Consider the following 5,550-nt stretch of genomic DNA (forward strand, 5'->3'; position numbering starts at 1 on the left):
GCGCCGTCCCCGGCGTTGCCGGGTGCGGGCTGCGGCAGGGCCGGTGCATCGGGCGCCGGGGCCTGTTCGCCGGAAACGGAGGGTGCGGCTCCATCGCCATCGGGGGCGGGCATCGCCGTGTTCTCGGGTGTTGCGGGCTGCACGGGGGCGGAACGCTCCGCCAGCACGTATTCGCGGTCCACGATCCACTGGCGGTGCACCTCGTGCAGGTCGGCGGGCTTGTCGGTCCATTCCGCGAAGCGGTCGGCGCGCATGGCCACCACCAGTTGCGGAAACACCGCCATGGCGGCGCGCAGCGAGTCCTCGTCGGAAAGTTCCTCGATGTTGGAGCCCGCGTAGTAGGTGTAGGTGCCGGAGTACACCTTGTAGCTCACCGGGTGGTACCCCTTGCGGATGTACTCGCCCATCAGCTCGGCCTGGGCGCGGGGGCTCATGACCGGGTCCAGCGAGGGCGCGGTGAGCAGGGCGGCGGGCACGACGAGTGCGGTGACGAAGGCGGCCAGGGTCAGCAGACCGCCTTCCGGACGGCTGCGGTCCACGGCCTTCCACAGCAGCACGGCGAACACCAGGGTGACGCCTGCGAGGATGGGCGCGCCGCGCGCGATATCGAGCAGGGCCAGCACCTGCGGCTGGAAGCGCACGCGAACCATGTCCGGCGCCCACTGCCAAAGCGATGCGGCACCCAGGCCCAGCGCCAGCACGAACAACAGCAGGGCCGTCAGGCCGAAGTACATGCGGCTGCCGAACCCGTTCAGCCGCAGCAGGGCGCGGGCGGTGACCACGGCCAGCAACGGGAACAGCGGCAGCAGGTAGATGACGATCTTGATGCTGACGGCGGTCAGCAGGGCGAACGAGGTGATCAGCGCCAGCCAGATGTAGGCCATGCCGTCGCCCTGTCCCTTGCGGGTGGCCAGCACGGCGCGCATGGACACGGGTGAGAAGGCCCGGCCCCACGGCAGGAACGGCAGCACCAGGGTAAACGGCAGCCACGCGACGGGCAGGGTGGCCAGATAGTGCCACCACGGCTGTTCGTGGTGCCAGGCGGCGGTGGCGCGGTCCACGATCTGGTGGCGCAGGATGTTGCGGATGAGGTCCGCGTAGCCTTCAAACCATACCGCGCCCACCCAGGCCAGCAGGGTGACCAGCATGATGCCGCCGCCGATGGCCACGTCCATGCGGTTCAGGCGGCGGGGCATGCCGCGCCACAGCCCGTAGGCCAGCCCGGCCAGCAGCGGAAATGCCAGGCCGAACGGCCCCTTGACCAGGGTGGCCACGGCGGCCAGGGCAAAGGCCGGGACGATCCAGCGGAAGGCCAGGGGCAGGCGCAGCCCCCGGTACATGCAGATGTGGGCCAGGGTGATCACGGCGGCGAACAGCAGGTCCATGCGGGCATAGTGGGTCACGCCCAGGAAGTACAGGCCGCACAGCAGCACCAGCCCCGCCGCGAACGATTCGCGCTTGTCGCATCCGGCCACCAGGCGGGCCAGGGCATAGGTGGTCCACAGCACCAGCAGTCCGGATACCGCGGCCCCCAACTGGAAGACCATGGGGCCGTCCACGCCGGGGATGGCGTCCAGCAGGCCGAGGAACCAGAAATATACGGGCGGCTTGTCCGGGTAGGGGATGCCGTTCAGATGCGGCACCAGCCACTGGCCGGTGGCCAGCATGGTTTCATAGACGTTGCCGTGGCGGATTTCGTCCGAAAACCACAGGGACCGGGCATCCAGGGTGAAGGCCGTCTGCGCCGCGTAGATGAGGGTGAGCGGCAGCAGCGGGAACAGGGCCAGCAGGTTGTACAGGCGGGCCAGGATGCCTCTGGAGGGGGGGGGCGGACAGGCCCCGGCGGGTTTGCCGCCTGCGGAATCCTTGCCGCTGGCGGCGCCGGGCGGGGTCTGCGGCGTTTCCGGAGAAGCGGCGGCCTTGGGTTGGGAGGCGGCGGTTTCGGTCTGCGGATCGGTCATAGGGGGGCGGTCCTGTGGGTGATGCGGTGTATGATGAAGGCGGCAAGGCTGCCCAACAGAAGCCCCGCCAATACGTCGCTGACGTGGTGCTGCCCCAGCAACACCCGCGAATAGCCCACGGCGGCCACATACCCGCCAAGGGCCAGAGAGAGGGCCGTGCGCTTCCAGCGCATGGCCAGCGGCGGGCAGGCCCCGGCGATTTCCGCCGTGTGGCCGGAGGGCATCGAATTGTGCGGGCCGTCGAACGAAAACGGCACCCACGGTCCCTCCACGCCGGGCCGGGTGCGCCCTGCGGCGACCTTGATCACCCGCACGAGCAGGAACGAAATCAGCAATTGCACTGCCACATAGGCCAGGACGAAGCGCACGGTACGCGGGTCGTGACGGTGCCGCGCCCGCCAGAGCAACACGCCGTAAACCGCGTACAGGGCCGGGTTGCCCCAGTCGGTCAGCACCTGCACGATGCTGGCCGTGTCGGGGTTGGCGTGCCGCCAGGCGCGCCAGTAGGCGATCACTTCGTCCCCGGTGCCAAGGTACACGGTGGATATCGCAAGCAGCGCCAGCAGCGGCAGGGTGCACAGCAAATGGTGCGCGAGGGGGTATGGCTGACGCATCGACGCTTTATAGGGCGAATCCGCAATGAAGGGAAGGGCACGGCGTGCCGCGGCGTGCGCCGCCGGGGCGGCTGGCCCGAATCGTCTCGAATCGTCCCGAACCGGTCGGAACTGGCCTGAACCGGTCGGGAAAGGCCGGAGCAGGCATGCACGGGCACGAAACGGAACGGCTCCGAACCGTGCGGCAGTCGGGGCGAGGCGGCCCTTTGCGGCAGTCGGGGTACAACGTACCGTATCGCGCGGCCAGGGTACCTTGACGCCTCTTTTTCGCTAGGGTATTCGGTATGGCTTTTCCGCAACTCGGACCGTACGTCACGGAGGAAGGAATGTTGTCGAAGATGGTGGCAGGCATCACCGGGCGCTGGAACGCGCCGGGCGGGTACCGCGAGGTGCTCGGCGTCAGCCTGCCGCTGGTGGCCAGCATGGCCTCCACCACGGTCATGGAGTTCACCGACCGGCTGTTCCTGAGCCATTATTCGGTGGAAGCCATCGCGGCGGCCACGCCGGCTGCGGTGGTGCATTTGCTGTTTCTGCTCACCTGCATGGGCATCACCGGGTATTCCGGGGTGTTCATCGCCCAGTACATCGGCTCCGGCGCGCCGCGCCGGGTGGGGGCCGCCCTGTGGCAGGGCGTGTACATGGCGCTGTTCTTCGGCGCGGGCATGGGGCTGTTGTGGTACGCCGCGCCCGCCATCTTTGCCTTTGCCGGGCATTCTCCGGGGGTGCAGGCGGGCGAGGTGGACTATTTCCGCATGCTCACGGCGGGATCGGTGTTGCCGCTGGTCAACAGTTGCCTGGCCGGGTTCTTTACCGGGCAGGGCCGTACCCGCCCGGTGATGGTCGCCAACATGGCCGCCACGGCGGTGAACATTCCGCTGGACTACGCCCTGATCTACGGCGCGTGGGGCCTGCCGGAAATGGGCATTGCCGGGGCGGGCCTGGCCACCTCCACCGGCTGGGGCGTGGGCACGCTGCTGTTCGTGAAGATGGTGTTCACCGCCCGCAACGAACGGAGCTTCCGGGTGTGGAGCGGGCGCGGGTTCGAGCCGGAACTTTTCCGGCGCATGGCCCGCTACGGCCTGCCCAGCGGCATCAACGGGTTTGCCGAACTGTTCTCGGTGACGTGGTTCGTGTTCCTGGTGGGGGAACTGGGTGAAACGGCGCTGGCCGCCACCAACATCACCTTTTCCATCAACATGGTGGCCTTTCTGCCCATGATCGGCATGAACATCGCCGTGGGCAGCATGGTGGGACAGGCCATGGGACGGGGCAGCCCCGCCGATGCCGAACGGGTCACCGCCAGCACCCTGCACGTGGCCATGGCCTGGATGTTCGCGCTTTCGCTGCTGTTTTTCTGTGCGCCGGGGCCGTTGTACGGATTGTTTCTGGACGGCGGCGCGCACGATGCGGCCATGGCCGCTCAGCAGGCCGAAATCCGCGAACTGGGTGTGGTGCTGTTGCGCTTCGTGTGCGTGTACTGCCTGCTGGACGGGGTGACCATCGTGTACACCGGCGCGCTGAAGGGCGCGGGCGACACCTGGTTCGTCATGTGGAACGTGCTTCTGGGCTGCGTGGTCTGGCTGGTGTTGCCCACGCTGGCTCTGCGCGCCTCGGGCCTGATGACCCTGAACACGCTGTGGGCGGCCTTCACCGCGTTCATCCTGCTGCTGGCCGTGGTGTCGTGGCTGCGCTTTCGGCGCGGCGCGTGGAAGCGGCTGCGGCTGGTGGAGACGGCGCACCCGCTGCCCGATGTGCCCGATGTGCCCGATGAGCCTGCTGGCCCCTCAGGCGGCGGAAGGGCCTGATTCGATCTGATTCGGCCTGATTCGACCCGGGGCGGCATGGGGCGCAACAAGCCCACGCCTTTTCCGGCCGGGGCATGCGCCAGCCGGGGAATACGAGGTAAAACGACCGCGCGGCAATCACCGCGCGGTCGTTATCGTTTGTACGGGACGCAGCCCGACCCGGATCAGTTTTCGGCCAGCCTTGCCTCCACGGAGGCCACCTTGCCCGCCATGCGGCCCACGGGGCCTTTGCGCAGGTCCACCTTCAGGGTCATGTACACCCTGTCGCAGTCCGCTTCCAGCGCGGCCAGGCAGCCGTCGACCACCTGCATGACCTCGGCCCGTCCGCCCTCGATGGTGGTGCCCATGGGCCCAAGCTGGTACGGCAGGCCGCTTTCCTGGATGACCGACAGCACGCGGGCCACCCACGGGCTGACGCTGGACCCCTTGTCCATGGGAAAGACGGCGATTTCGGCAAGAACGCTCATGATGCCTCCGGGCGACTGTCGTTGGACCAAACGCTACGCGGCTTGCTGGTCCGCGCTGGTCATCACTTCGTCGATCCGTCGGATCTTGTCCAGCACCCGTCGGGAAATCTGCCGGAATTCCGTCAGCTGGGGCAGGCCGAACCTGTCGCGCCCGTGCACCAGCCCGGAAACGTCCATGATCTCGTTGTACAGGTACGGCGTGCAGATGGGGTCCTGCCGCAGGAAAAAGTGCACCCGGCCCAGCATCTCGACAATTTCGGGGCCGTGGCGTTCCGGCTTGCGGAACAGCGTCTCCAGCCGCTTCTGGGCATTGCGCAGCGAGGTGCGCCACTGCGGCAGGCGCGGCGCGAACAGGGGCTGTTCGCACGGGGTCATGGCCGCATCAAGGCGCTGGCGGAATCCGGCCAGAATGTCGGCGCGACCTTCCGTACTGTCGCCATCCGCGTGGGGGGGCAGTTCGCTGTCGATGTCGTCGGGCGTGATGTCCCGCGCGCCGCGGATCAGCGCGCCGCCGCCGTACAGGTTCACCACGTCCAGTTGCAGGGTGCGGATGTCCTGTTCCATGTCGCGCAGGGCCGTGGCGTAGGGCAGGGTGGAGCGTACCGGCCCGTCGCGGCCCGGCAGGTCCAGCGTGCCCACGGTAATGACGGCGGCGTGGTGCCCGGCGGCGTGCGACGCCTCGCCCCGCCAGCCGAAGTCCTGC

Annotated in this window: 4 protein-coding genes and 1 pseudogene; 1 reads left to right on the forward strand and 4 read right to left on the reverse strand. The window is 68.3% G+C overall.

Annotated features, from left to right (window positions below; translation table 11 throughout):
- The coding region (locus FVW20_RS06495; RefSeq protein WP_231038925.1) for an ArnT family glycosyltransferase at positions 1-1,961 on the reverse strand (1,961 nt) is incomplete at its 3' end.
- Positions 1,958-2,575: a phosphatase PAP2 family protein gene (locus FVW20_RS06500; RefSeq protein ID WP_196608789.1), complete on the reverse strand. Its 618-nt coding sequence runs from the start codon at positions 2,573-2,575 to the stop codon at positions 1,958-1,960. The genes FVW20_RS06500 and FVW20_RS06495, both read right to left, overlap by 4 nt.
- 326 nt (positions 2,576-2,901) lie before the next feature.
- Here FVW20_RS06500 and FVW20_RS06505 point away from each other — a divergent pair, with 326 nt between their 5' ends.
- A complete protein-coding gene (locus FVW20_RS06505) occupies positions 2,902-4,380 on the forward strand; it encodes an MATE family efflux transporter (protein ID WP_231038926.1) in 1,479 nt (492 codons plus the stop codon).
- Positions 4,381-4,544: 164 nt separating this feature from the next.
- Here the strand turns inward: FVW20_RS06505 and FVW20_RS06510 are convergent, their stop codons facing one another.
- Entirely contained in the window at positions 4,545-4,847 is a 303-nt protein-coding gene (locus FVW20_RS06510; RefSeq protein WP_196608790.1) for an MTH1187 family thiamine-binding protein, read from the reverse strand.
- Positions 4,848-4,880: 33 nt separating this feature from the next.
- Positions 4,881-5,550, reverse strand: a pseudogene (locus FVW20_RS06515) (6-hydroxymethylpterin diphosphokinase MptE-like protein); the annotation flags it as partial.

It is taken from the genome of Nitratidesulfovibrio oxamicus (genome assembly GCF_015731765.1).
GTDB lineage: Bacteria > Desulfobacterota > Desulfovibrionia > Desulfovibrionales > Desulfovibrionaceae > Cupidesulfovibrio > Cupidesulfovibrio oxamicus.